Below are 25,407 nucleotides of genomic sequence, written 5' to 3'. Positions count from 1 at the left end.
CGAAGGAGCCGACCGTGAAGCCGACACTGGTACTGGTCGCCCACGGAACCAGGGACCCCGCCGGGGTCGCGCTCCTCGCCGACCTGGCCGAGGCGGTCGCCGCCCGCTCCCGGCTGCGGGTCCGGCTGGCCTTCGCCGACGTGCTCGGCCCCAGCGTCGCCCAGACCCTGTCCACCACGGTCGGCCCGGCCATCGTGGTGCCCGCGTTCCTGTCGTCCGGCTACCACGTGCGCACCGACATCCCCGCCCAGCTCCTCCTCGGCCGCCGCCCGCGCACCCCCGTCACCGAGCCCTTCGGGCCCGACCCGCGGCTGGCCGCCGTGCTCGCGCAGCGACTCGGCGAGGCCGGCCGCCGGCCCGGCGACGCCATCGTGCTCGCCGCCGCCGGCAGCTCCGACCCCGACGCCCGCGCCGAGGTGCACACCGTGGCGGGCCTGCTGCGCGACCGCCTCGGCGGCCCCGGGGCCGGGCCGATCACCGTCGCCTACGCCGCGACCGCCGAACCCGCCGTCGACGACGCCGTCGCCGCGCTGCGCGCCGCGGGCCACCGCAGGGTCGCGGTCGCCTCCTGGCTGCTGGCACCCGGCCTCTTCCAGCGCCGCCTGCACGCCTCGGGAGCCGACGCGGTCGCCTCGCCGCTGGGCCTGCACCCGTTCGTGGTCGACATCCTGCTGGAGCGCTACCAGGCCGAGCTGAGCCGACTCCGCGCCGACCGCACCTCCCCGGCGGTACCGTGACCCCGTAGGCCGCCCCCCCGCTGCCCAGCGCGCCGACGCGGCGCGCGAACGCCCGCCGGGCAGACGCCGCGGGCCGTTTCTGGCAGAGTTGGACCCGCCGTCCCCGCGACGGCGGACCTGGGGGCGTCGCGGCGGCAGTCCGCCGCGGCGAAAGCGGAGACTCTTTGGGGGACCGACCTTGACCCACGCAACGGAACCCACGGCCCGAGCACCGCGGCCCCGCGCCGGCGCCCCGGCGCCCGCGGGCGGCGAGCGGCGGATCCGACGGATCGGGAAGGCCACACCATGAGCCGCAGGGACAACGGACTGCCCGAACGCTACAACGGGTACCACGCGCGATCGGCCCACGACACCGCCTACCCGCCCACGGCGCCCGACGCCTCCCGGCCGGGGCGCGACCCCTACATGCACCGGGTCGACAGCCCCGACCAGCGCCCCGGGCTCCTCGACGACCTGCCCGAACCCGGCCGCGACAGCGGGCCGCTGCCCTTCGGCAAGCCCCGCCAGGACCGCCGCCACCGCGGCCTGCCCGCCGAGCACCCCTCGGGCCCGCTGCCGATCCCCGACGCCGGCGCACCGGCCGGGCCGCGCTTCCCCGGCCCGGGCGACGAACCGGCCGAAGCCGCCGAACCGGCCGCGCCGCCGCCCGGCGGCCTCGGCCCGGCCGCCATCCAGGCCCTCGCCGCCCTCGCCCAGGACACCGCCCCGGCCGCCGGAGCCGAGGCGCCAGAGGCCGCCCGCGCCCCCGAGCCGCCCGCGCCCGCCGCCGAGCTCCCGCCGAGCCCGCCGCCCTACCCCGCGCCCGCCGAGGCGCCCCGGGCCGCCTTCCCCGGCGCCGCGCCGCCGGAGCCGCTGATCGAGGACGCCTCCGGCCCGCCGCCGCGCTTCCGCCCCGACCCGGTGCCCGACGCCGTCGTCACCCGCGTGCTCGAAGCCGCGCACCGCGCCCCCGCCATGGGCCTGGCGCAGCCCTGGGACTTCCTCATCGTCACCGACCCCGACACCCGCCGCGAGCTGCGCGAACTCGCCCGCGAGCAGGCGCTGCGCCGCGCCGGGCGGCGCGCGCGGGCGCGGGGCGCCGTCGAGGAGGCGGGCCGGGGCATCACCGAGGCGCCCGTCAGCGTCATCGTCACCGTCGACCCCACCCGCGGCACCCAGCACACCGCCGGGCGCCACGCCCAGCCCAGGTCCGCCGGGTACTCCGCCACCCTGGCCGTGTCCAACCTGTGGCAGGCCGCGCGCGCCGAAGGGCTCGGCCTCGGCTGGGTCACCTTCTTCGACGACCGCGAGCTGGCCGAGCGGCTGGCGATCCCCGCGCACCTGGAGGTCGCCGCCTTCCTGTGCGTCGGCTACGCCGACGCCCCCGCCGGCGCGGCGGAACCCGCCGCCGAGGGCGCCGCCCCCGTCCGCCCGCTGTCGTGGGCGGTCCACAACGAGCGCTACGGCCGCCGCGGGCTGCCCGGCACCGAGCCGCGCAGCCTCGTCGCCGAGACCCTGGCGCTCGTCCGCCCGCCCGACGAGGCGGCCGCACGCGCCGCTCGCGAACGCCTGGACCGCATGGCCGGCGCCGAGGCGCTGGGCGCGCTCGGCGAACTCGCCGAGCGGCTGGCCGGGCTCGCCGGCCCGGCCGGCCCCGACCCCGCCGCCCTGGTCGTCTTCGCCGCCGACCACGGCGTCGCGCCCGCGCCCCCAGGACCGCCCCCCGTGCCGCACGAAGGCTCACTCGCCGACCGGCTCGCCCGCCGCGCCGACGTCGACCTCGTCCTCGCCGACGTCGGGCTGGCCGGGGAGCCGGCGCCCGGTCTGCTGCCCCGGCGGGTCGGCCGCGGCACCGCCGACATCACCGCCCAGCCGGCGATGACCCGCGACGACGCGCTGCGCGCCGCCGAGACCGGCATCGAACTCGCCGCCGACCTCGTCGCCGCGGGCAGCCGCGCCCTGCTGACCGGCGAGCCCGCCGGCGCCGGCTCAGCCGCCTCCACCGCCCTGGTCGCCGTGCTCACCGGGCGCGAGGCCGCCGAGGTGCACGGCCCGCGTCCCGTCGACCCCGCAGGCGCCGCCGCCCACGACCGCGCGCTGGAGGCCGCCCAGGCGGCGCTGCGGCTGCACCGCCCTGATGCGGGCGACCCCCTCGGCGTCCTCGCCGCTGTCGGCGGCTTCGAGCACGCGGCGCTGGCCGGGCTGGTGCTGGGCGCCGCCGCGCTGCGGGTGCCGGTGCTGCTGGACGGCGCCGCCTCGGCGGCCGCCGCCTGCCTCGCCGTCGCCCTGTGCCCCGACGCCGCCCAGGTGTGCGTGGCCGCGCACCGCGCCGTCGGCGGCGCCCAGCCGGCCGCCCTCGCCCACCTGGGGCTGCGCCCCCTCGCCGAGCTGCGCTTGGGCGCGGGCGGAGGGGCCGGGCCGCTGCTCGCGCTGCCGCTGCTGCGCACCGCGGCGGGCCTGGCCGCCGACGACCCCGCCGAGGCGCCCTAGCCCGGCCGCCAGGACACGGCGCGGCGCGGTCTCCGCCTGGTGTGGGCGGGGACCGCGCCCCTGTACCGTTTCCTCTATGGTCAGGCTCTTTGCGGCGAACGCGCGTTCTGGAGCGCACCGCCACCCCCAGCCGGGTCCCGCGCGCCCCGGGGCCCACAGGTGAGCCCCTACCTGCTGGGGCTGCGCCTGCACGGCAGGCCGGTGCTGGTCGTCGGCGGCGGCCGGGTGGCGCAGCGGCGCGTCCCGGTGCTGCTGGAGGCCGGCGCCGAGGTCACCTGCGTCTCCCCGGCCCTCACCGCCAGCCTCGAAGACCTCGCCTCGGCCGGGCGGATCGCCTGGGAGCGCCGCGAGTACCGCCCCGGCGACTGCGCGGGCGCGTGGCTGGTCCACGCCGCCACCGACGACCCCGCCGTGAACGCCGCCGTCGCCGACGAGGCCGAGCGCGGCCGCGTGTGGTGCGTGCGCGCCGACGACCGCACCCGCTCGGCCGCCTGGACGCCCGCCAGCGGCCGCGCGGCCGGCATCACGGTCGGCGTCCTCGCCGACGGCGACCCCCGCCGCTCCGCCGGGCTGCGCGACGCCATCGTCGACAGCCTCACCGACGGCACCCTGGACGCCCGCCGCGGCCGCGAGCCGCTGCGCGGCGTCGCGCTCGTCGGCGGCGGCCCCGGCGACCCCGGCCTCATCACCGTCCGCGGCCGCCAGCTGCTCTCCCAGGCCGACGTGGTGGTGGCCGACCGCCTCGCCCCCGCCGCGCTGCTGGACGAGCTGCCGTCCGACGTCGAACTCGTCGACGCCGCCAAGATCCCCTACGGCCGCTCCATGACCCAGGACGAGATCAACGCCCTGCTGGTCGACCGGGCCCGCTCCGGGCGCTTCGTGGTGCGGCTCAAGGGCGGCGACCCCTACGTCTTCGGCCGCGGCGGCGAGGAGGTGCGCGCCTGTGTGGAGGCCGGCGTGCCGGTCACGGTCGTTCCCGGCATCACCAGCGCGGTGGCCGGGCCCGCCTCGGCGGGCATCCCCGTCACCCACCGCGGCGTCTCCCAGGAGTTCCACGTCGTGTCCGCTCACGTCGGCCCGGACAGCCCCGCGTCGACGGTTGACTGGCGCGGGCTCGGGAAGGCCAAGGGCACGGTCGTTTTTCTGATGGGCGTTGAGCGAATGCGCGCCATAGCCGACGCTTTGATGCGGTACGGTCGCAATCCCGACACCCCGGTGGGCATAGTCCAAGACGCCACCCTGCCCACCCAAGTAGCGTTTACCGCGACACTGCGAACCGTCGCGGCCGAGGCCGAGGCGCGCGGTGTGCGCCCGCCGGCGGTGGTCGTGGTGGGCGATGTCGTCGGCGTGGCGCAGCGGATCACCGATCCGAGCGCCGGGCCGGTCGCGCCGGAGCAGGCACCGTGACCACCAGGCGAGCCGACAGGGAGGCGGGATCCAGGTGAGCCGGCCAACACCGCCCACGGACGCGGGCGAGCTGCGCGAGGCGCTGATCGAGCTGCGCGACCAGATCCGGCTGATCGGTTTCGCCGACGAGCTGCCCGGCGCCGAAGAGGGGCGGCTGGCCCAGGCCGACGTCTTGGAGCAGCTGACCGACTTCGTGCTCCCGAGAGTGGGCCGCACCGACGCCCCGCTGCTGGTCGCGGTGGCCGGATCCACCGGCGCCGGCAAGTCCACCCTGGTCAACAGCCTGGTGGGCGAGCAGGTCACCACCACCGGCGTGCGCCGCCCCACCAGCAACAGCCCCGTGCTGGCCTGCCACCCCACCGACGCCGACTGGTTCAACGAGGACGTCTTCCTGCCGACCCTGCCCCGGGTCCGCCAGCAGGGCCTGGCCATGCCCGGCAAGGACGGCCTGCTGGTGCTGGCCGCCAACGAGCGGATGCCCAAGGGCGTCGCCCTGCTCGACACCCCCGACGTCGACTCCGTCGTCGCCAGCCACCACGAGTTCGCGTCCAAGTTCCTCGACGCCGCCGACCTGTGGCTGTTCGTCACCACCAGCGCCCGCTACGCCGACGCCAGGGTCTGGGAGTTCCTGCAGGTGGCGCGGGAGCGCAACACCTCGCTCGCCGTGGTGCTGTCGCGGGTGCCCCCGGCCGACCAGGACAAGCTCGTCACCCACTTCCACGCCATGCTCGACGCCAACGGGCTCCAGGACAGCGACCGCTTCGTCATCCCGGAGACCAAGGAGATCGCGAACGGCAGGCTGCTCGGCAAGACCGCCGACCCCATCAAGAACTACATCATCGCCCTGGCCGACGACCCCGCCCGCCGCGACGTGGTGTCCTCCCGCACCTTCCTCGGTGTCCTGGACAGCTTCCGCACCCGCATCCCCGCCCTCGCCCAGCAGGTCGAGGTGCAGGTCGCGGCCGAGCGGGCGCTGGCCGAGCAGGTGGAGTCCGCCTACGCGACCGCGCTCGCCGAGGTCGACGAGGACACCCGCAGCGGCTCGCTGCTGCGCGGCGAGGTGCTGGCGCGCTGGCAGGACGTCGCCGCCAGCGGCGAGATCCTGCGCTCGCTGCGGGTGAGCCGGGGCAGGCGCCGCGAGGCCGGCCACCCCAGGCGCGCCTCAGGCCGCGTCCAGGCGCTCGACCAGGCGATCCGCGACGGCCTCGAAGCCCTGCTGGTGGCCGGCGCCGAGCGGGCCGCCGAGGGCGTGCTGGAGCGCTGGCGCGCCACCCCGGGCGGCGCCGCCCTCGCCGCCACCCCCGAACTGGAGCGCTCGCACGAGGGCCTGCGCCGCCGGGCCAGGAACGCCGTCAGCGCCTGGCAGTCCAAGGTCCTCGAACTCGTCACCGCCGAAGGGCTCACCAAGCGCTCGGTGGCCAAGTTCGTCTCGGTCGACCCCGAGACCCTCTCGCTGGTCTGCATGGTCGGGCTGCTCGGCTTCGGCTCCGGCCAGTCCGGCGAGGGAGGCGCGGGCGCCGCGCCGCAGCGGCTGCTGCGCGCCCTCTTCGGCGCCGAGGCGCTGCGCAGCATCGGCGACCGGGCCCGCACCGACCTGCGGGGCCGGATCGGCACGGTGTTCGAAGAGGAGAAGCTACGCTTCACCCAGGTCATCGAGGGCGCCGGGGCGCCCGAGGAGTCGGTGGCCGTCCAGCTCTACCAGGCCACGTACACCCTTGAGGTGACCCGCTGAGCGCACCCGGCCACTCGGCGGGGCCACTACGCTTCTGCTCTTGGCAGTGACTTTCAGCGATCCTCAGCGAACCTCCGCCTTTATCTTCCCGAGAGACCGTGCAGGCAGACGAGAAGGACTTCCGCAGCGGTGACGACCCCGCCGACCGCCCCGCCCACCCCGTCGGTCAGGTGAGCGCAGTGGCTGAAGACATCGCCGACCCCACCATCCCCGACGGCGCGGCCCCGGCCGAGGGCCGCCGCGGCGACGAGGCGGACTCCGGCGGCACCGGGCCGCTGCCGTCCATGTCCGAGGGCGCGGCGGCCGAGGAGCCCGGCTGGAGCCCGCCGAGCCCCGGCGGCGCCCAGGAACCCGCCGAGCCGCCCGCCGCCCAGGAGGCGCCGGAGGCGGCCGAGCCCGCGGCCGGCGGTGCCGGAGAGGCGGCCGAGCCCGAGGCGCCGGAGCCCGCCGAGGAGCCGCGGCCGGCCGCCCAGGCGAGCACGGAGGCCGGCGAGGCGCAGAGTGGCGAGCCCGACGCGTCCGAACCCGACGCGTCCGGCGACCCCGCCTCCGAGCCCGAGGCCGAGGCCGGCTCCGAAACCGCCGAGGACGAGCCCGACGACGCCGACTGGCGGCCCTCCGCCCGGGTCGAACCGGTGCTCGCCCCCGTCATCAGCCGCGACGAACTGGCCGACCGGATCGGCGCGCTCGGCACCCTGATCGAGATCGGCGCCGACGGCTTCGAACCCGAACTGCTCCGCGACGCGCGCACCCTGCTGCGCCGCGCCGGATCACGCATGCGGGTCTCCCAGGACCACACCATCGTCGCGCTGGCCGGCGGCACGGGCAGCGGCAAGTCCTCGCTGTTCAACGCGTTGTGCGGCCTCGAATTCTCCACCGTCGGGGTCACCCGGCCGACCACCTCCACCGCGCACGCCTGCGTGTGGGGCGAGGACCGCGCCACCGCCGTCCTGGACTGGCTGCGGGTCCCGCCCCGGCGGCGCCACTCCCGCACCAGCGCGCTGGACGAGGGCGACTCCCCGCTCGACGGCCTCATCCTGCTCGACCTCCCCGACCACGACTCCGTACGCGTCAACCACGCCATGGAGGCCGACCGCCTGATCGGCGCCGTCGACCTGCTGGTGTGGGTGCTCGACCCGCAGAAGTACGCCGACGCCGCCGTGCACCAGCGCTACCTGGCCGAGATGGCCGGGCACGGCACCGTCACGGTGGTGGCGCTCAATCAGGTCGACCGGCTCGGCGCCCAGGAGACCGAGGAGTGCCTGACCGACCTGCGGCGGCTGCTGGACTCCGACGAGCGCTACCAGCCCCGGATCATCACCACCTCCGCCGTCACCGGCGCGGGCCTGGACGACCTGCGCGAGATCCTGACCGAGGCGGTCGGTGACCGCCGTGCGCTCGCCGACCGGCTGGCCGCCGACATCGACAAGCTCGCGCGGGAGTTCGAGGACCACCGCGGCGGCCCGCCCGGCGACGCCGTCGACGAGGCGCAGGCGCGCGAGCTCACCGCCGCGCTCGGCCGCGCCGCCGCCGTCGACGCGGTGGGCGCCGCCGCCGAGACCGCCTACGAGCGGCGCGCCGCCCACTACATCGACTGGCCGGTGGCCAAGCTCGTCGAGCGGCTGCGCGGCGACCCGCTGCGGCGGATGCGCATCGACGACCTCTACGACGACTCCGGCGGCACCGCGCCGGTCGGCGCGCAGCAGGCCGAGGTCGACAACGCCCTGAACGCGGTGGCCGAGGGCGTCGCGGGCGGCCGGTCCGCGCTGTGGGGCGCCCGGCTGCGCGCGGCGGCCTTCCGCGACTCCGAGCGCATCCCGCAGCTGCTGGGCAAGGCCGTGGCCGATGCCGTGCCCGAGCTGGAGGTGCCCGGCTGGTGGCGGCTGGTGCGCACCCTGCACTACGCGCTGCTCGGCGCCTTCGTGCTCGGGCTGGCCTGGCTGGTCGCCCTGGTCGCGGTCGGCTTCGCCGGCGGCTGGACCGGCTCCGCCGTCCCACTCCTGGACACCCCGGTGATCCCGTACGCCGCCGCCTGCACGGCGGCGACCCTGCTGCTGGGCTGGCTGACCGCCGCGGGCTGCCGCAACCTGGTCGCGGTCGCGGCCAACGTCCGCCAGGAGCAGGTCCGCGACAACGCCGGGCGGCGGATCGCGGCGATCGCCCGCGAGCGCGTGCTGGCCCCGCTCGAACAGGAGCTGGCCACCCACCGGCGGTTCACGGCCGCGCTCGACCTGGCGCAGGGCCGGACGGTGCGCGCCCCGGTGCGCGCGGTCGTCCCCGACGGCGCCACGGCCTCCGAGGACGACTGAGCGCGGAGCCGGCATGTCCGGCGGCGGCCCGCAAGGGCCCGGCGCGAATCTGTGCACAAGTCCCGCGGCGGCGCCCCGGCCGTCCACAGGGCGGCGGAGCGGGCTGGCGGCCCGGGGCCGCGGGCGGCACGGTGGATCCGTCCAGCCGACCCAGGGAGGCCGCCATGAACGCCCCGCACATGACCATCCGAGGAACCGTCGTCGCCGAGCCGCGCCACCGCGTGCTCGCCGACGGCACCCAGGTACTGACCCTGCGGCTCGTGTCCACCCACCGCTACTTCGACCGGGCGGCGGGGGAGTGGCGCAAGACCGAGCCGATGCACATCGCCGTCACCTGCTGGCGGCGACTGGCCGAGAACGTCGCCGCCTCGGTCGGCCCCGGCACCCCGCTGGTGGTCGTGGGCCGGCTGCGGGCCACCCGCTGGGAGACGGAGCAGGGGCGCCGGGAGTCGGTGGAGCTGAGCGCCACCAGCGTCGGCCACGACCTGGTGTTCGGGGTCGCCCGCTTCCAGCGGTCGGCCCTGGCGGGAGCGGACGAGCGTACGGAGGCGGAGGCGGGAGCCGGCGGGGGATCGGCACCGGGTCCGGCGGGCGCGTCCGGCGAGCCTGACGGTTCGCGAACGCATGGACCGGACCCGGTGGGCCCTGGTGAAGGGGACGAGAGCGGTTCCGCGTCGCCCTACACCTGGGCCGCGTGACACCTGCACGATGGACCTAGGTCCAGGTGACTCCACGCATAGCAGTTCCCCTCCCCGGTTGGGCGGGGTCCGCCGCCGGGCGTTCCCGTCGCCGGTCGCGCTCCGACCGCTGCCCCCGCGAACCACCCGTCACCATGGATGGTGACGTTCACCCCTCATTTCACCAACCTAGCGGTTACCGTTTCCGTGCGCACGTGTTGCAACTATCCTGTTACATAAAGTGACAAGACAGGGGGTGGGTGCCTCCGGTGAACCGTTCCGTCAAGCGAGTGGTCCGCGGCGTTCCGCAGCGAAACGCCGCCACGCTGCCGCTGCTCGCCCAGCCCAAGGCGCTGATCGCCTACGTCGCCACCGTGGTGGCGCTCGAAGTGGTGCTCGCCGGCTACCTGCTGGTCCACACCCCGATCCGGGTGTCCGAGCTCGTCCTGTTCGCGGCGGTGCTGGCCTGCGGCGCGGCCTGCGTCGAGGCGATCCGGCGGCTGGGCATGCCCGCGGGGGTGGTCAGAGACCTCCTGTCGGCCTGGTGGCTGCCGGTCGCCCTGCTGCTGCCGTCGATCTACGCGCTGCTGGCGCCCATCCCGCTCTACGCGCTGCTGCAGCTGCGAGTCCGCAGGACCCTGGTCTTCCGGCGGGTGCTCAACGCCGCCGCCATCGGCCTTTCCGGCGCCGCCGCCGGCGTGGTCTTCCGCTGGTTCGTGCCCGAGCCGCTCGGAAACCCCTCCGCCTGGCTCGGCGACGGCCGCTCCCTGATGGCGGCCGTCGGCTGCGGCGTGCTCTTCGCCGTCACCAGCACGGCGCTGGTCGCGGTGGCCGCCTACTCCGCCACCCCCGAACTGCGCTGGCGCGACGTGCTGTGGGACGGCGAGAGCCTGCTGCTGGACCTGGTGGAGCTGTGCGTGGGAGTGCTGGTCACCCTGGTCTGCGCCATGTCCACCCTGCTGATCGCGGTCACCCTCCCGCCGGTGATCCTGCTGCAGCGCAGCCTGCTGCACCAGCAGCTGCAGGCGGCGGCCCGCACCGACCCCAAGACCGGCCTGCTCAACGCCCCCGCCTGGCAGCGCGAGGCCGACGCCGAGATCGCCCGCGCCCTGCGCGGCGACGAGGACCTCAGCGTGCTCATCGTCGACATCGACCACTTCAAGCGGGTGAACGACGCCCACGGCCACCTCGTCGGCGACCAGGTGCTGGTCGGCGTGGCCACCATGCTCACCCACCAGCTGCGCGAGTACGACCTGGTCGGGCGGTTCGGCGGCGAGGAGTTCGTGGTGCTGCTGCCCAAGGCCGACCTCGCCGAGGCGTGCAGAGTGGCCGAGCGGCTGCGCAACCAGGTGGCGCGGATGGTGCTGCCCGCCGAAGGCCCCGCCACCGTCGCGGTCACCATCTCGGTGGGCGTCGCGCTGCTGCGCGCCCACGGCCGCGACCTCATCGAACTGCTGGCCGCCGCCGACCTCGCGCTGTACCAGGCCAAGGACGCCGGCCGCGACCGCGTCAGCGTGCCGGCGCAACCCACCGCGGCCGACCGCGCGCTCGTCGACCGGCCCGCCCAGGCGCCCAGCCTGCGATGGCGGCTGGCCGGTGAGAGAGAAGACATGGCGTGACCCTGTCGGCACCCCTTGTCACGCTTGATCCGGGTGTGCCAGCTTCTTCGCATGAATTCTCGCCTACGCCCCCTCTCCCTGCTGTGCGCGTCCGTCGCCGTGTTCAGCGTCGCCGCGTTCGCGCCCCCCGCCCAGGCCGAGCCCGCCGGCGCCCCGGCGGACCGCTCCGCCGCCGAGGTGCGCTCCCTGCCGCGCACCGTCGACCCCCGTCCCAGCAACGAAGAGCTCGCCGAGGAGCTCGCCGAGATCGCCGACCGCAGCCGGGGCCGCGTCGAGGTCCGCAGCATCGGCGACAGCAACCAGGGCCGCCCCGTCTGGGCCGCCCGGATCGGCGACGGCCCCGTGCGCATCCAGTACATCAGCCAGCAGCACGGCAACGAGCCGCTGGGCGCCCCGGCCGCACTGGAGTACGTCCGCACGCTCGGGCTCGGCAACTCCTTCTGGCACCGCTGGCTGCGCTCGCGGGTGACCGTGGACGTCATCGTGCGGGCCAACCCCGACGGCCACGTGCACGACTGGCGCTACAACTACGACCCCGACGCCGACCCGGAGTACGGCCAGGCCGGCCAGGGCTACGACATCAACCGCTACCACGACCCGGCCGTGGCCCCCGACGACAACCCCGCCACCGAGGCCGGACACATCCAGCGCGCCTACGCCGAGTTCCGGCCCGACATCGTCGTCGACTACCACATGCAGGGCCGCTACATCGACGACGAGGGCCGCGAGATCACCGCGTCGCTGCTGTGGCCCACCCACCCCGACGTGGCCGATTCCGACGTCGAGGCCGCCCAGCAGGTGAGCGTGGTGGCCGAACGCGCCATCACCCGCCTGGTGCCCGGCTCCAACGTGAGCCTGTACCCGGGCGGCGACTACCAGGGCATCGCCCGCAACGCCTACGGCCTGCGCGGCAGCGCCAGCGTGCTCATCGAGCTGAGCGACATGGGCGCCGAGCACGAGCAGGCGCAGATCCGCTCCGCCTACGCCGCCATGCTGGCCGTCACCCAGTCCGCGGCCGACGGCTCGCTGCGCCGGATCGACCCCGACCGCGCCGAGCAGATCCCGCCCAGGGGCGAGCCGCTGCCCGACACCGAGCGCGCCCACCCGCTCCGCCTCGACAGCCTCGACTGACCGCCCGCCCGGGTGGCCGCCGCGCGGCGGCCACCCGGGCGGTACACCATCGACACATCCGCCCATCGGCGCCCAGGTACCGGCGTCCAGGCCGCGGCACTCCGCCCGTCCGGAGGATCGCCGGTCCGCGCCTCGCCCGTACGTTCCTCGCCCGTGCGGACACCACCGTGCGGACACCACCCGTCCGGCGGATCGCCCGTCCGTGCCTCGCGCGTCCGTGCCCGCGCTCGTACGCGACCCGCCCGTCCGTCAACGGCGGGGCCGTCGGATCGGGGAACCCCCCGATTTCCATCCTCCCAGGTGAACGGGGTGGAGAAGCGGCGGGCGGCGGGATCTGTGGATAACGGGGGCGGTGGGCCGGGAGTTGTCCACAGGCGGGCGGATCGGCCTGGCGGGCCGGAAGGCGGGCGGCCAGGCTTGCGGGCATGAGCACCAGCCCTGCCGCCGAGCGCGCGGCCACCCTCCTCCACCTCTCCAAGCCCACGGACGTCCTGGCGGCCGTGCCCTACGTTCTCGGGTTCCGGCCCGAGCACAGCGTCGTCGTCCTGGGCCTGGCCGGTGCGCGGTCGCGCAGCCGCTTCGCCGGCCGCGCCGACCTCCCCGCGCCCGACGACGCCCTCGGCCGCTACGAGCTGGCCGAGCGCTTCGTCGCGCCCTTCCGGGTCGACGGCTGCGACCAGGCGGTGGTCGTCGGCTACGGCCCCGCCGAGCGGGCCGACCCCGCCGTCCGCCTGGTGAACCAGACCCTCACCCTGGAAGGCGTGCGGCTGCGGGAGGCGCTGCGCGTCGAGAACGGCCGCTACTGGTCCTATGTCTGCGAGGTTAGGTGAGCACTTTCGGTGTGTCTCGGACAGCGTCAGGCCGAGTCTGTGGGCCTTGATCTATGTGTTGCGGTTGATTGTGTCGGGCGTCTAGCTTTCGCCGGGTGTATTTGATCTTCTTCTCGTCCATTGGGTGGCAGGGTTGGGACGTCGGGCGCGAGCCGCTGATCCGGTCGGGTGTTCCGGTGCTGATCGAGGACGACCTTCGGTTCGAGGACGACGCGGGTCCGCGGGCGACCGTTGTGGTGAATCGGTGGCTGCGGGAGTTGCCGGTCAGCGGGGCGCCGTCGCCGAACACGTGGCAGGCGTACGCGCGGGCGCTGCGGGACTGGCTGACGTTCCTCGGTGAGCGGGGCGTGGCGGCGTTGGATTCCCGGCAGCGGCTGCGTGCGGTGTTGAGCGTGTATGCGGAGTACCGCTTGGGTGGTCCGTTGGCGGTGCGGTTGGCCGAGTCGTCGTGGAACCTGCACGTGACAGCGCTGGCCCGGTTTTATGAGTGGGCGGTGGAGGAGGGCCACGCCGAGGCGGTGCCGTTCAGCTACGCCTGGGCCAAGCGGTTCATGCAGGGCGAGGTTAGGACGGTGCGGCGCAACCTGGCCATGCTGAAGGGGCCGAAGCCGCACACCACGGTCAAGTATCTGGAGTCGGACTTCGCCGAGCTGTTCGTGCGGGCGCTGGAGGGCCTGCTGCCCGACGGGGCGCCCGATCCGGAGTTCCGTGGTCACGATCCTGGCCGGAACGCGGCGATGGCACGGTTCGTGCTGGCCAGCGGGCTACGCAAGCAGGAGTTCACCTATCTGCTGGCGCCGGAGGTGCCGCCCCTGCCTTCGGAGCCCACCGTGCTGCCGATCTTGCTGCCAGTAGCGGGGACGATCACCAAGGGCGGTAAGCAGCGCACCACCTGGGTCTCCTACGAGGCGCTCGCCGCGATGCACCGCTACCTGGAACTGGAGCGGCCGCTGGCCACCGTTGGTTCGCCGTGGCGGCCGGACCCAGGCGTGGGTGAGCCGTTGATCGTGACGCAGGCGGACTGGCGCGGCGGGCTGATCAACGGACGGCGGCAGGCCTGGTCGCGGCTGAGCCCGGCGGAGCGGCTGCGCTTGGTCGATGAGCGAGGCGGGTCTTTGCTGGTGGCGGTGCGGCGGGACGGGTCGCCGTTCGTGGACTGGGCCACGGTGTTCCGCCGGGCCTCGGAGCGGATCCGTGAACGGTTCGAGCCGCGGTTTCCGCACGTCCACCCGCACCGGCTGCGGCACACGATGGCGCTCGCGACCTTGGAGGGCCTAGTCGCCGGCTACTACGCCAAGGCTGCGAAGCTGGTCGCCGACACCGACGGCAACGCGGCGCTGGCGTTGTATTTGACCAGGGCCGATCCGATCCAGGTGCTGCGGGATCTTTTGGGGCACTCTTCGGTGCTCACCACGCAGGTTTACCTGTCCCGGATTGACCTCGACCGGGTGTTCCGGGAGGTCTATCAGGACGTGGGCCGGCGGGCGGGGCTAGCGGCTGAGGTGCTGGCCGAGTTCTCCGGCGAGCCGGTGGGGGCTTGGTGAGCGCCCGTGTGATCGAGGAGCCGCTGGCGGTGGCGTTCGTGTTTAGCAACGGCACTCGCTACACCCTCGACCTGCACCACCTGCCTTGTCCGAGGCTAGTACGGGATCTCGCGGGTGGCCTGGCGGCGATGACCCACCCGCACGGCAGGGTCGACGCCCGGCAGACTGCGGTGAAGTACCGGATGGCAATTGGTCAGCTGAGCCGGACCTTGGACGAAGCCGGGTTCACCGGCAGCGCCGGGGAGCTGACCAAGGCACGGTTGATCGAATTCTGGCTGGCGCACCGTCCCCAAGTCGAACAAGTGAGCCGACAGGTGCTGCGCAGTCTCGATGCGCACCGGCCCGGCCTGCTTCGGCCAGAGGTGAGCCACTACTTGAGCGGGCCGCCGTTGCGTCGCAGGCCCACGCCGCGGCCGTTGCGGCCCTACAGCCCGACCGAGTGGGACCGCCTGCGCTGTTGCTGTGAGGAGATCATCGCCGAGGCCATGGCCGATCAGCGGGCTGCACTCGCAGCGGCAGAGACCGGTCAGGACCCGCGGGTCGGGGGCTGGCGGCCGATGGCGAACCGGCTGTGGTTACTACGCCGGCATGGTCCGATGAACTACACCGAGATCGCGGCCCATCTCAGTGTTTCGCGCAAGTCGGTGCGCGAGGGCTCGCCCCACCAGGCTGCCCGGCGGTTGTTCCCGACGATGCGAGTCGTGGTGGCGTTTCGGGTGCTGTTGGGAATGACCAGCGGTATCGTCCCCGACGGTCTCCAAGATCTTAGGCTGGAGGACGTCGACTGGGCCGGGGACGCAAGGGTGCTGCTGGAATACGTCAAGGGCCGGACTCGGCGGGAAGGCCTGAACCTGCCCGCCGAGGCGGTTCGGGTGCTGCGCCACTGGCTGGACTACTCGGCCCTGGTGCGTCCGTTCGCTGCCGCACCGGTTCGTTCAGCTCTCTGGCTCGTTCACTTCACTCAAGGGAGCGAGCGAGTGGCGGTCCCGAGCCTCAATAGATCGGCCATGCACTCCTGGGTTCGGGCGCAGGCGTTGACCGGTGACGACGGGCGGCCGTTCTCCCTGCATCGGCATCGCTTCCGCACGACGTTCGAGCAGCGGCGGGACAAGAGCGCCTGGACCGGGCGGGCCACGATCGATCCGAACCACAGTGCGAAGGTGGAAGGCGATCACTACCTGGCGCCGACCAGTCGGGCGCAGATCGACGCGCTGGCCACGGTGATCGAAGAGGCCCAAGCCGACCTGGTGCGCAAGGCCCATACCCCGATGGTGCTGTCCACCGAGAACGCGGCCGACGCAGCCCGGCAGTTTCCCGACCAGATCCAGCACCTGGCGCTCACCGACGAGGTGATCCAGGAGTTGGCGGGTGGGCGGCGGGATGTGTTCACCGCGGCATGCGCCGACCAACTGGCCGGGTTGCACGGCCCGAAAGGCCGGCCGTGTCCGGCCAGGCCGTGGGTGTGCTTGCTGTGTCCGCTGGCGGTGTTCGCTCCACGGCACGCGCCGAACCTGCTGCGCTTGAAGGCGTTCTTCGCCCGCCAGTTCCGGCAGATGACCATGCCGCAGTTCTCGGCGGTGTTCGGCCCCTACGCCCACCGGCTGGACAGCGACATCCTGCCGAAGTTCGCTCCCGCCGTGCTCGCGGCCGCAGCGACAGAGGTCGGCGACCGTGACGACGAACTGCCCCTGCGCCCCGAGGAAACCACCCAATGACCACCCACCCCATCCACCACGAGACGCTCGCCCAGTCGCCGTTCTCGGGCCAGTACGTGCACGAACTGCTGGATCTCGACATGGAGCCCGCTGGCCCCCGCCCTCGGTTCGACGACCACCGATGGGACCTGCGCGGGGTTCGCGACACGCCGATCCAGTTCCATCCCCTCTATCTCGTCTGGGATTTCAGCGAGATCACGCAACCGCACTGGCAACTTTTGGTCCGCGAGTTCCTGGTCGCGTTGCGCGCCCCTCGCCACGCAGTGATCGCCCAGTTGCCCTGGGCTCTTCGCGACCAGCTGTCCTTGAGCACCTGCGCCCAGCGGCGCATCAAAGCTGTCGCGTGGCTGCGCTGGCTGGCCGAGGAGGGGGTCGGTCACCTCGGGGAGTTGACGCAGCAGCATTGCGACCGGTGGCTGCATCAGCGGCGGGCCGACGGATTGAGGTCCACGAGCCTGCTCTGCGACATCGTGGTGGTCAAGGATCTCGCCCGCTACACCGAGATGTTCACTGCCGACCGCTACCCAACCGGATTCATGCCCTGGTCCGGTACGACCGCTTCGCAGGTCGCTGGATTCAAACGGGGCGGTGAGAACACGACGCCGCCGATCACCGACGCCGTGCTGGGTCCGGCGCTGCGCGCTGGGCTCTACCTCGTCGAAACCGTCGGACCTCACGCCGCGGCGCTGGCCGAACACCTCGCTGCCCGCCGAAGTATCCCGATTTCCGACCGCCGGCCGCGACACGACGAGTACACCGAACTACTGGCCGACTACATCGCCCGGGGTGAGCCGCTGCCTGAACTGGACGAACACCACGTCCGGGAGCGAATGGCAGCCGGATGGAACTCGGATGATCCTCTGCTGCGGGTCACCTTCGCAGAACTCGCCCGCGATCTGCGCACTCGCCGGTTCCACGCTCCCGAACTCCGCCGGTTCCGGGAGGTGACCGAGTCGGCGGCCGCGCAAGTCGGGGTGAGCCCGCAGTGGGCCCGCGACGCCGCCCTCGTCTGTCGGGCGGACAGCGGCGACCGGGTTCCCTGGAGCAGACCGCTGACGACTGCTCAGGTCGATGACCTCACGCTGATCGTGTTCAACGCCGCGCTGTTCGTGACGTCCACGATCACCGGGATGCGGTCCGGTGAGCTGATGGAACTGAACGGGGAGTCCCTACTGCCGCCGGAGGAGGTCACGGCGGGGTTGATGCGCTTCCGGCTGGCCAGCACCCTGATCAAGGGACAGCAGTGGGGTGGGGTCTCAGACGAGTGGGTGGTCATCGAGCCCGCCTACCGGGCCGTCGAGCTGGCCATCCGCCTCGCAGGGGCGAAGACCTACCTGGCCGCCCCGCGGCCGAGGGAGTCAGTGTTCGGCCGCTTCAACTTGACCGAGCGGTTCCGCGCGTTCCGGCGGTGGGTCAACAGCCCGAACGGAGCCCGGCTGGGACTGGAGCCCATTCCGGACGGCGACATCACCGCTCGGATGACGCGCCGCTCACTGTCTTTGGAGATGGCGCACCGCCCGCACGGGCTCTGGGCCGCGAAAGTCCACCTCAAGCAGGTCAGCGTGTCCACAACGGAGGGATACGCCGCCCGACCCGGCGGAGCGCAGGGCCGTCTGCATGCCGAGATGAAACGCGAGGAACACACCCACAAACTCGAACTCACCAAGGCTGCCTACCGGGCCTACCGGGATGGCCGGTTCCCGGTCGGCCCCGGCGCGCGGGGGCTGATCGCGGCGTTCGAGCACGTCGACGACGAACTGGCCAAACTCGACGCCACACCCGCCACGGTGGTGGCCACCGACCGCCACGTCGAGCTGCTGCTGAAGAAGCGGGCCGCGGCCCTGCACATCCAGCCGGCGAACTACTGCTGGTTCACCGACCCGGCCAAGGCGCTCTGCCTCAAACTCGCCGGCACCCCCACCGCAGACCAGCCACTGGCCGGGCTCTGCGACGCGGCCCGCTGTCCCCAGGCCACCTTCAACGCCGAACACCGCGAAATCTGGGCCGGGGCGGCCAAGACCACCGAGACCTTCCTCGGCAACCCGCGCATTCCCGTCGGCGAGAAACAGCGCCTGACTGCCGAACACGACCGCGCCCGCCAGGTCATCGCCGCCATCGACCACGCCACAACCCGGGAACCCCAGTGACGATCAGCCCGGCGAAGCGACGGCGAACCGAGGAGGCCATACGCGCCGCCATGGATCGGCTTCTGCGCGGCCACATCCCACCCGGCGGCGCCTGTGACATCACCACCCTGGCCCGCGAAGCCGACGTCTCCCGTGCTGCCCTCTACCGCAGCTACGGACACCTCAAGGACGAATTCACCCGCCGACTGAACCAGATGCATGAGGACGGCGACCTACCCGACCCGCGCTCCGCCCAGATCCGCCGGCTCAAAGACGAGAACACACGGCTCCGAGATCGCCTACACGCCTGCGAACAGCGACTCGCCGAACTGATGGAGTTGCGCACCAGCGCGATATCACGGCTGGCCGCCCAACACGACGAGATCACCCAGCTACGCCGCGCGCTGGCCACCCGCGGCAACGTCGGCGCCCTTCCCCCTCGGCCCTCGCACAAGACGGACGCCTCAGCACGCAGGAACGGCACGAAAACGGAGGAATGAGCCCCACGGGCCAATGGTGGTCAACGCGGAATCATCGTTCAGAGATAGCGGGTGCCGCGCTGCTTATAGAGCTCGAAGCCGCGCTCGATCAGGGTGGTGGTGGCCATGGTCGTGGAGTACAGACCGCTGATGGACGCGGTGACCTGAGTGAGGACGGTGTTCTGGCGACGCTCGATGGTCTCCAGAGCAAGCATGCTGAGCGTGCCGTACATGTCTCCATGCGCGAGGGCGCTGCACCCCTTCCAGATCACCTCGGCCAGGTCGGCGCCCACCGAGGTGCGAGCCCCAGCGTCTCGGACGATCTCTGCGTAGTCCGGCACCTTTCTGACTGCCTTGCCTGCCTCCTCGGCACTCAGCCGCGCATCGGCGGCTGCGAGCAACTCGGCGAGTTGTTTGATGCGATCTTCCTTGGAGCGTGGAGGCTGGCGGCCCATCAGCGCCCACAGCCGTGCGGAGTTGCGGACCTCGCCGGCCTGCATCGCCAGCCGACGCCGAATCCTCTCTGCTCGGCTGCCGGGGCCCAGAAGCCACACCGCGCGGGCGGCGTTCTCGAACGCCCCGCGCAGCAGGGTGGAAGGCGCGTAGATGTGGACGGTAATGGAGAGCTCGGTGTTCTCCCTGCTCATCTGCTGGCTCAGCGACGACCGCAGGCAGGAAAGGTGGTCGACGGCGACGGTGAGCGCGTGCCAGGCGGCGTGGGAGACCTGGTACGGGTCGGACTTGGCGTCGTCCCCGGCCAGAGAGCTGCGCTCCTGCACTCGCCACTCCCCCCGGTTCTCGCCCGTCATCGCTCGCCACTGCTCCGCCCGATCCAGTAACGGCATCAATTGCTGGAGGTCGCGCTGCTCCTGATCATCCATACAAGGAGACGTTACGCCCAGTCCCGAGGCTATACGACCGGATTTCTCCACCTGTACTATTGTCCGATCGCACAGTTTGTCCGCCCAGTGAGGTATCCCAAACCTATGACCACCCCCATCCCCGTCGACGGGCTGCCGAACAAGTACGGCGTAGGCCGCTGCCCGCACTCCGACTGCAACCTCACCGTTCAGTTCGATCACCAAGGATCACCGCAGCAGGTCTGGCCGCGATTCTCGCCCGTTGACCCTTTCGAAGGACACGGGGAAGGCGTTTACCTCCAGGTCTGGCGCTGTCCAGCGTGTACCCGGACCGCCGTTGTGCTGGAAGAGGTGAAGAAGGACGCCAGACGGAATCTGCTGGCATGGCCCCAGCGCAGCCCGCGCGAACTCGCTGCGGAAGTGCCAGCGACGATCCGCGGCTTGTTCACCGAGGGAGCTGTGGCCGAGTACGCTGGCGCGCTGCGGGCGGCAGCCGCGATGTACCGGGCTGCCCTTGAGGAGATCTGCCGCGAGCGCGGCGCCGGCAACGGCTCCCTCGAGAAAAAGATCGACGCCCTGAAGTCCAAAGGCGTCCCCGACGACGTCGTCGACCAGTTTCACGAGGCTCGGTTTCTCGGCAACTGGAGCCTGCACGACGCCGTGGAGTTCGCCCCGGACGAGGTTGCAGACGTCGCCGAACTGATCCGCGACGCCGTCTTCGAGATCTACGTACAGCCTGCCCAACGGCAGGCCCTGCGCGGCGCCCGCCAAGCCCGACGTGACGCCCACCGTGCAGCCCAGAACAAGACACCCAATCAAGACCTGTGACTCCCGGCACACCAGCAGCGGATTGGATTCGAGACAAAGGCCGGTACATGCCGACCACTCCACACCACTATCCACACAGGCCCGATCAGCGACACCATCAAACCCGAACACGGTCGTTGCGCGCATAACCGCCAACGCCCGCTGCTGCCCGGCCGGCGGCGTGCCGTTCGACGCCGACAGCTCGCCGGTGTCCGCCCAGGCGGTGGTCGCGGGCCTGGCGCCGTGGCCGTCGCGGGACGACCTCGCCCGCTCCCTCGAACCGGTCGGCGGCGAGGCCGGCGCGGCCATGGGCGCGGCCACCGACCGCGCCGAGCAGCGGCTGCTGCGGCTCGATCGCGGCTCGGCAGGTCCCACCGCGCTGCGCCGCGGCATCGCCGCGGAGGGCCTGCCGCTGGTCCGCTCGGCGCTCGACCGCCACCGCCGCGGCGGCCCGCCGCTGAACCCCGACGAAACCGCGTGGCTGGGCGTCGCGCTGTGCTGCCTGCGGGTGCGCGACGACGCCTGGGTGCGCACCACCCCGGGCACCGCCGACGCCGACGCCGTGCTGTGGGTCCACGTCCTGCGCCACGTCACCGAGCCCTACCGGGCCGCCCCGGCCGCGCTGCTGGCCTTCTGCGCCTGGCAGTCGGGCGACACCGTCCTCGCCTCCGTCGCCCTGGAGCGGGCGCTGTCGGCCGACCCCGGCTACTCCATGGCCCGGCTGCTGATGGCCGTGGTGATGGCCGACATGCCGCCGTCGGGCTGGCCGGCGATATCCCCCGCCGACCTCGCCCGCGACTACGGCGAGTCCCCGCCCGCCAGCTGACCGCCTGCCCCGCCCGCCCCGTCTCGGCCGGGCTGGCCGGAGCGGGGGCCTGGACACCCTAGGCTGGAGCCATGCCGGAGTACATCTACACGATGCGCAATGTCCGTAAGGCTGTCGGGGACAAGGTCATCCTTGACGACGTCTCGGGGTCGTTCCTTCCCGGAGCCAAGATCGGCGTCGTCGGGCCGAACGGCGCCGGCAAGTCCACCATGCTGAAGGTGATGGCGGGCATCGACCGCCCCTCCAACGGCGAGGCCCGGCTGATGCCCGGGTTCACCGTCGGCCTGCTCGCCCAGGAGCCGCAGCTCAACCCGGACAAGGACGTCCTGGGCAACGTCCAGGAGGGCGTGGCCGAGACCAAGGCCCTGCTCGACCGCTTCAACGAGATCGCCGAGAAGATGGCGACCGACTACTCCGACGAGCTGCTCGAGGAGATGGGCAAGCTCCAGGAGCAGCTCGACCACCGCAACGCCTGGGATCTCGACAGCCAGCTGGCCCAGGCCATGGACGCCCTGCGCTGCCCGCCGCCCGACGCCGACGTCACCGTGCTGTCCGGCGGCGAGCGGCGCCGCGTGGCGCTGTGCAAGCTGCTGCTGGAGCAGCCCGACCTGCTGCTGCTGGACGAGCCCACCAACCACCTCGACGCCGAGAGCGTGCAGTGGCTGGAGCAGCACCTCGACAAGTATCCGGGCACCATCATCGCGATCACCCACGACCGCTACTTCCTGGACAACGTCGCCAACTGGATCGTCGAGATCGACCGCGGCAAGCTCTACCCCTACGAGGGCAACTACTCCACCTACCTGCAGACGAAGGCCACCCGGCTGCGGGTCGAGGGGCAGAAGGACGCCAAGCGCAAGAAGCGCCTCGAGGACGAGCTGGAGTGGGTGCGCTCCAACCCCAAGGCCCGGCAGACCAAGAGCAAGGCCCGGCTGGAGCGCTACGAGGAGATGGCCGCCGAGGCGGCCAAGACCCGCAAGCTCGACTTCGAGGAGATCCAGATCCCGCCCGGCCCGCGGCTGGGCAACACCGTGGTCGAGGTCTCCAAGCTGAACAAGGGCTTCGGCGACCGCGTGCTGATGCACGACCTCAGCTTCTCGCTGCCGCGCAACGGCCTGGTCGGCGTGATCGGCCCGAACGGCGTCGGCAAGACCACCCTGTTCAAGATGATCGTCGGTGAGGAGAAGCCCAGCTCGGGCTCGATCAACATCGGCGAGACCGTCCAGATCTCCTACGTCGACCAGTCCCGCGAGAAGATCGCCGCCAACAAGAACGTCTGGGAGGCCATCTCCGACGGCGAGAGCTTCATCCGGGTCGGCGATGTCGAGATCCCCAGCCGCGCCTACGCGGCCGCCTTCGGCTTCAAGGGTTCCGACCAGCAGAAGCCCGCGGGCGTGCTGTCGGGCGGCGAGCGAAACCGGGTGAACCTCGCGCTCACCCTGAAGCAGGGCGGCAACCTGCTGCTGCTGGACGAGCCCACCAACGACCTCGACGTCGAGACCCTGTCGTCCCTGGAGAACGCGCTACTGGAGTTCCCCGGCTGCGCCGTGATCACCTCCCACGACCGCTGGTTCCTGGACCGCATCGCCACCCACATCCTGGCCTGGGAGGGCGAGTCGAACTGGTTCTGGTTCGAAGGGAACTTCGAGGCCTACGAGAAGAACAAGATCGAGCGTCTCGGGCCGGAGGCCGCCCGCCCGCACAGCGTCACCTACCGGAAGCTGACCCGCGACTGACCCGGGTCGGTCCGGCTCGCGGCCGCCGGCCGCCGTACCTCTGGGCGGGGTACGGCGGCCGGCGCCCATTGAGTAGCTTGGGATCGATATGAGCACACAGGACGGCGACGGCACCGGCGAGACGACGGTCACCTTCTACCAGGCGGTGGGGGGCGAGGAGACCTTCCGGCGGCTGGTGCACCGCTTCTACCAGGGCGTGGCCGGCGACCCGCTGCTGCGGCCGATGTACCCCGACGACGACTTCGAGGGGGCTGAGGAGCGGCTGCGGATGTTCCTGGTCCAGTACTGGGGCGGCCCCCGCACCTACAGCGACCAGCGCGGCCACCCCCGGCTGCGCATGCGCCACTCGCCCTTCGAGGTCACCACCGAGGCCCGCGACGCCTGGCTGGCGCACATGCGGGCCGCCGTGGACGAACTCGACCTCGCCCCCGAGCTGGAGCAGACGCTCTGGGAGTACCTGGTCTACGCGGCGCACAGCATGGTCAACTCACCGAGGGTCTGAGGCTCAGCGCCGCAGCCACACCGCGGTGTCGGGCGGCAGCCTCCCCGGCGCCGCGGCGTCCGGCTCCGCGCTCGACAGCACCACCTCGCGGTGCGGCGGCAGCGCCACCGGTTCGGTCCCGCAGTTGAGCACCGCGAGCAGGCCGGGCTCGCGGGCGAAGGCCAGTACGCCGGGGCCCAGGTCCACCCAGCTCAGACTCCCGTCGCCGAGGGACGGCTCGGCCTTGCGGATCCGCAGCGCGCGCCGGTACAGGTTGAGCGTCGACGCGGGGTCGGCGTCCTGGGCCGCCACGGTCAGGCCGCTCCAGTCCGCGGGCGGCGGCAGCCACGGCGTCGCCTCCGCTCGGGTGAAGCCGAAGGGCGGCCGCTCGCCGGTCCACGGGATCGGCACCCGGCAGCCGTCCCGGCCGCGCTGGGTGCGGCCGCTCCGCTCCCACTTGGGGTCCTGCAGCACCTCGTCGGGCAGGTCGAGCACTTCGGGCAGGCCCAGCTCCTCGCCCTGGTAGAGGTAGACGGCACCGGGCAGCGCCAGCATGGCCAGCAGGGCGGCGCGGGCGCGGCGCACACCCGTCTCGCCGCCGCCGTAGCGGGTGACGTGCCGCACCACGTCGTGGTTGGACAGCACCCAGGTGGTGGTGGCGCCCACGGGCGCCGTCGCGGCCAGCGACTCGGTGATGACCCGGTGGAAGGACTCCGCCGACCAGGGGGCGGTCAGCCAGGCGAAGTTGAACGCCTGGTGCAGTTCGTCGGGGCGGATGTAGCGGGCCAGGTCGACGGGATCGTCCACCCAGACCTCGCCCACGGCCATCCGCTCACCGGAGTAGCCGTCCAGCAGCCGGCGCCAGTCCCGGTAGACCGCGTGCACCTCGGGGCGGCTCCAGATGGGGCCGTTGGACATGTGGTGCCCCTCGCCCGGACCCACGTCGCGCAGGTCCTCGGACTTGAACAGCCCGTGGGCGACGTCGATGCGGAAGCCGTCCACGCCCCGGTCCAGCCAGAAGCGCAGCACGGAGCGGAACTCCTCGGCCACTTCGGGGTGCCGCCAGTTGAGGTCGGGCTGCTCGGGTGCGAACAGGTGCAGGTACCACCAGTCGTCCTCGACCCGCGTCCATGCCGGCCCGCCGAAGCGCGACTGCCAGTTGTTCGGCGGTGAGCCGTCGCCGCGTCCGCGCCGGAACAGGTAGCGCTCCCGCTCCGGGGATTGCGGTCCGGCGGCCAGCGCGGCGCGGAACCACGGATGCTCGCTGGAGGTGTGGTTCGGCACGATGTCGACGATGACCCGCAGCCCGAGCCGGTGCGCGTCGGCGATCAGCCCGTCCACGTCCGCCAGGGTGCCGAACACCGGGTCGACGTCGCGGTAGTCGGCCACGTCGTAGCCGTGGTCGGCCATCGGCGAGCGGTAGAACGGGGTCAGCCAGATCGCGTCCACGCCCAGCCCGGCGACGTGGCCGAGCCGCCGCCGGATCCCGGTGAGGTCGCCCACCCCGTCACCGTCGGAGTCGGCGAAGCTGCGCGGATAGATCTGGTAGGCGACCGCGTCGCGCCACCACGCCCGCTCCGCGCGGCCGCCGGACGCGGCGGGTGCGGGCGCGGCGTCCGTCCCGGCCTCCGCACCCACCTGCCGCGGGGCGGCCCGTCCCGGCCCTTCGGCTACTCCAGTCAAGGCAAGCTCCATCGGTCGTCCACAGTGCGCCGGCCTCAGGCGAGGTTATCCAGAACCCACCGGTAACCCTCCCGGGAGGCGGCCCGGTCACGAAAAAATGAGTGTAGGGGCCGCCCCCCTGGGCGGGAGGGGGATGGGGTGGGGCCTGGCGGCGCGAGGGGGTCGGGGCGGGGGAACGCCTCGGAGGGGTGCACGCTTGTTGCCCTTGGTGCCTTCGTCCGTCCTGTGGTGCCGCGGGA

The 25,407-nt window shown here is 72.9% G+C and carries 19 protein-coding genes; 17 read left to right on the top strand and 2 right to left on the bottom strand.

Translation table 11 applies throughout. The annotated features are described in order from the left end of the window. Nucleotides 1-14 precede the first annotated feature (14 nt). From CLV72_RS25060 to CLV72_RS25000, 13 genes are all read left to right on the top strand, one after another. A complete protein-coding gene (locus CLV72_RS25060) occupies nt 15-737 on the top strand; it encodes a sirohydrochlorin chelatase (protein ID WP_106251030.1) in 723 nt (240 codons plus the stop codon). A 285-nt stretch (nt 738-1,022) separates the two neighbouring features. Further along, complete coding sequence (gene bluB, locus CLV72_RS25055; RefSeq protein ID WP_106251028.1) at nt 1,023-3,206, top strand: 5,6-dimethylbenzimidazole synthase; 2,184 nt, start codon at nt 1,023-1,025, stop codon at nt 3,204-3,206. A 159-nt stretch (nt 3,207-3,365) separates the two neighbouring features. Continuing rightward, complete coding sequence (gene cobA / locus CLV72_RS25050) at nt 3,366-4,613, top strand: uroporphyrinogen-III C-methyltransferase (protein WP_245930428.1); 1,248 nt, start codon at nt 3,366-3,368, stop codon at nt 4,611-4,613. A 34-nt stretch (nt 4,614-4,647) separates the two neighbouring features. Beyond that, nucleotides 4,648-6,345: a GTPase gene (locus CLV72_RS25045; RefSeq protein WP_245930427.1), complete on the top strand. Its 1,698-nt coding sequence runs from the start codon at nt 4,648-4,650 to the stop codon at nt 6,343-6,345. A 179-nt stretch (nt 6,346-6,524) separates the two neighbouring features. After that, entirely contained in the window at nt 6,525-8,654 is a 2,130-nt protein-coding gene (locus CLV72_RS25040) for a GTPase (protein WP_146159554.1), read from the top strand. A 164-nt stretch (nt 8,655-8,818) separates the two neighbouring features. Beyond that, on the top strand, nt 8,819-9,352 hold the full coding sequence (locus tag CLV72_RS25035; RefSeq protein WP_106251024.1) for a single-stranded DNA-binding protein: 534 nt from the start codon (nt 8,819-8,821) through the stop codon (nt 9,350-9,352). 248 nt (nt 9,353-9,600) lie between these two features. Continuing rightward, the gene (locus CLV72_RS25030) at nt 9,601-10,950 is read left to right on the top strand and encodes a GGDEF domain-containing protein (protein WP_106251021.1); all 1,350 of its coding nucleotides are present in this window, start codon (nt 9,601-9,603) and stop codon (nt 10,948-10,950) included. Nucleotides 10,951-11,001: 51 nt separating this feature from the next. Beyond that, nucleotides 11,002-12,081: a M14 family zinc carboxypeptidase gene (locus CLV72_RS25025; protein ID WP_106251019.1), complete on the top strand. Its 1,080-nt coding sequence runs from the start codon at nt 11,002-11,004 to the stop codon at nt 12,079-12,081. A 425-nt stretch (nt 12,082-12,506) separates the two neighbouring features. Continuing rightward, entirely contained in the window at nt 12,507-12,911 is a 405-nt protein-coding gene (locus CLV72_RS25020) for a DUF4192 domain-containing protein (protein ID WP_106251017.1), read from the top strand. A gap of 95 nt (nt 12,912-13,006) precedes the next feature. Further along, a complete protein-coding gene (locus tag CLV72_RS25015) occupies nt 13,007-14,455 on the top strand; it encodes a tyrosine-type recombinase/integrase (protein ID WP_106251014.1) in 1,449 nt (482 codons plus the stop codon). An 8-nt stretch (nt 14,456-14,463) separates the two neighbouring features. Continuing rightward, nucleotides 14,464-16,170, top strand: coding sequence for a hypothetical protein (locus CLV72_RS25010; protein ID WP_106251012.1), 1,707 nt, complete (start codon nt 14,464-14,466; stop codon nt 16,168-16,170). Then, nucleotides 16,167-18,317, top strand: a complete 2,151-nt coding sequence (locus CLV72_RS25005; RefSeq protein WP_106251010.1) for a hypothetical protein — start codon at nt 16,167-16,169, stop codon at nt 18,315-18,317. The genes CLV72_RS25010 and CLV72_RS25005 overlap by 4 nt, the downstream gene beginning before the upstream one ends. Further along, nucleotides 18,314-18,796, top strand: a complete 483-nt coding sequence (locus tag CLV72_RS25000) for a hypothetical protein (protein WP_211303106.1) — start codon at nt 18,314-18,316, stop codon at nt 18,794-18,796. The genes CLV72_RS25005 and CLV72_RS25000 overlap by 4 nt, the downstream gene beginning before the upstream one ends. Before the next feature lie 38 nt (nt 18,797-18,834). Here the strand turns inward: CLV72_RS25000 and CLV72_RS24995 are convergent, their stop codons facing one another. Continuing rightward, complete coding sequence (locus tag CLV72_RS24995) at nt 18,835-19,656, bottom strand: hypothetical protein (protein ID WP_106251008.1); 822 nt, start codon at nt 19,654-19,656, stop codon at nt 18,835-18,837. 105 nt (nt 19,657-19,761) lie between these two features. Here CLV72_RS24995 and CLV72_RS24990 point away from each other — a divergent pair, with 105 nt between their 5' ends. From CLV72_RS24990 to CLV72_RS24975, 4 genes are all read left to right on the top strand, one after another. Next, nucleotides 19,762-20,463 carry a DUF4145 domain-containing protein gene (locus CLV72_RS24990; protein WP_106251006.1) on the top strand — a complete coding sequence of 234 codons (702 nt, stop codon included), beginning with the start codon at nt 19,762-19,764 and terminating at the stop codon, nt 20,461-20,463. Continuing rightward, a complete protein-coding gene (locus CLV72_RS24985) occupies nt 20,414-21,268 on the top strand; it encodes a DUF4192 domain-containing protein (RefSeq protein ID WP_342755690.1) in 855 nt (284 codons plus the stop codon). The genes CLV72_RS24990 and CLV72_RS24985 overlap by 50 nt, the downstream gene beginning before the upstream one ends. Nucleotides 21,269-21,339: 71 nt before the next feature. Continuing rightward, nucleotides 21,340-23,004: an energy-dependent translational throttle protein EttA gene (gene ettA, locus CLV72_RS24980; RefSeq protein ID WP_106251001.1), complete on the top strand. Its 1,665-nt coding sequence runs from the start codon at nt 21,340-21,342 to the stop codon at nt 23,002-23,004. An 88-nt stretch (nt 23,005-23,092) separates the two neighbouring features. After that, nucleotides 23,093-23,506 carry a globin gene (locus tag CLV72_RS24975; protein WP_106250998.1) on the top strand — a complete coding sequence of 138 codons (414 nt, stop codon included), beginning with the start codon at nt 23,093-23,095 and terminating at the stop codon, nt 23,504-23,506. A gap of 3 nt (nt 23,507-23,509) precedes the next feature. Here the strand turns inward: CLV72_RS24975 and CLV72_RS24970 are convergent, their stop codons facing one another. After that, complete coding sequence (locus tag CLV72_RS24970; protein WP_425428123.1) at nt 23,510-25,123, bottom strand: glycoside hydrolase family 13 protein; 1,614 nt, start codon at nt 25,121-25,123, stop codon at nt 23,510-23,512. Nucleotides 25,124-25,407 lie beyond the last annotated feature (284 nt).

The sequence above is a fragment of the Allonocardiopsis opalescens genome, assembly GCF_003002095.1.
Lineage (GTDB): Bacteria > Actinomycetota > Actinomycetes > Streptosporangiales > Streptosporangiaceae > Allonocardiopsis > Allonocardiopsis opalescens.
This window is presented reverse-complemented; position numbering and strand designations above follow the sequence as displayed.

Bases quoted from the DNA above. Each gene is read 5' to 3' on its own strand.
- CLV72_RS24975 (WP_106250998.1), top strand. From the start codon at position 23,093: ATGAGCACACAGGACGGCGACGGCACCGGCGAGACGACGGTCACCTTC.
- CLV72_RS25025 (WP_106251019.1), top strand. From the start codon at position 11,002: ATGAATTCTCGCCTACGCCCCCTCTCCCTGCTGTGCGCGTCCGTCGCC.
- CLV72_RS25005 (WP_106251010.1), top strand. From the start codon at position 16,167: ATGACCACCCACCCCATCCACCACGAGACGCTCGCCCAGTCGCCGTTC.
- bluB (WP_106251028.1), top strand. From the start codon at position 1,023: ATGAGCCGCAGGGACAACGGACTGCCCGAACGCTACAACGGGTACCAC.
- CLV72_RS25035 (WP_106251024.1), top strand. From the start codon at position 8,819: ATGAACGCCCCGCACATGACCATCCGAGGAACCGTCGTCGCCGAGCCG.
- CLV72_RS24995 (WP_106251008.1), bottom strand. From the start codon at position 19,656: ATGGATGATCAGGAGCAGCGCGACCTCCAGCAATTGATGCCGTTACTG.
- ettA (WP_106251001.1), top strand. From the start codon at position 21,340: ATGCCGGAGTACATCTACACGATGCGCAATGTCCGTAAGGCTGTCGGG.
- CLV72_RS25020 (WP_106251017.1), top strand. From the start codon at position 12,507: ATGAGCACCAGCCCTGCCGCCGAGCGCGCGGCCACCCTCCTCCACCTC.
- CLV72_RS24990 (WP_106251006.1), top strand. From the start codon at position 19,762: ATGACCACCCCCATCCCCGTCGACGGGCTGCCGAACAAGTACGGCGTA.